The sequence below is a fragment of the Ensifer sp. NM-2 genome (assembly GCF_003024455.1).
GTDB lineage: Bacteria > Pseudomonadota > Alphaproteobacteria > Rhizobiales > Rhizobiaceae > Ensifer > Ensifer canadensis.
The window spans coordinates 1-861 of sequence record NZ_PVZR01000071.1 but is presented as its reverse complement, the minus strand read 5'-3'; the positions used below and the strand labels follow the sequence as shown (position 1 = coordinate 861).

Here is an 861-nt window from a genome sequence, read left to right as displayed (position 1 = left end):
CACCGCCACCGAGGAACGGTCCCTGACCCAGGGCACCGCCGGCTGGGCCGGCCTCGGTACCTCCAACACCGAGGGGGCAGCCCGGTGAGCATCCACACCCCGAACACCGCCGCACCGGCGCTGCCGGCCGATTTGGAGGCGCTGTTGCGGCAGCTGAAGATGCCCCACGCCCGCGGTATCGCCGCCGAGGTACTGGCCACCGCCCGGGCCCAACGCTGGGAGCCGGCCGAGGTCCTCAAGGCCCTGCTGGTCGAGGAGACCACCGGTCGGGCCCGATCCATGCTCGCCGCCCGGCGCAAGGCCGCCGGGTTCCCCACCGGCAAGACCTTCACGACCTGGGATCCGGGCGCCTCCTCGATCCCGGCCCCGACCCAGCAGTCCCTGCGCACCCTGGAATGGCTCTCGCGCAGAGAGAACCTCGTGGTCTGCGGGCCCTCCGGCACCGGCAAGACCTTCTTCCTCGAGGCCCTGGGCCAGCAGGCCGTGGAGGAGGGCAAGCGGGTGGCCTGGTTCACCCTGGAGGACCTCGGGGCGATGATCCGGGCCCACCGGCCCGATGACACCATCACCAAAGCCGTCGCCCGAATCCTGCGCGCCGACCTGATCGTCATCGACGACATCGGCCTGCTGCCGGTCGCCGACGATGCCGCCGAGGGCCTCTACCGCATCGTGGACGCCGCCTACGAGAAACGCTCCGTAGCGATCAGCTCGAACCTGCACCCGGCCGGCTTCGACGAGCTGATGCCCAAGACCCTGGCCACCGCCACCGTGGACCGGCTCCTGCACCACGCCCACGTGTGCCAGACCACCGGAGACTCCGTACGGATGACCCAGGCAATGGCCGGGAAGGGAGTCATGCCA

At 71.0% G+C, this 861-nt stretch carries 1 protein-coding gene; it reads left to right on the top strand.

Annotated elements, in window-relative coordinates:
• Window positions 1-84: 84 nt before the first annotated feature.
• A partial coding sequence (gene istB / locus C6558_RS38790; protein WP_107028846.1) for an IS21-like element helper ATPase IstB occupies window positions 85-861 on the top strand: 777 nt, incomplete at its 3' end.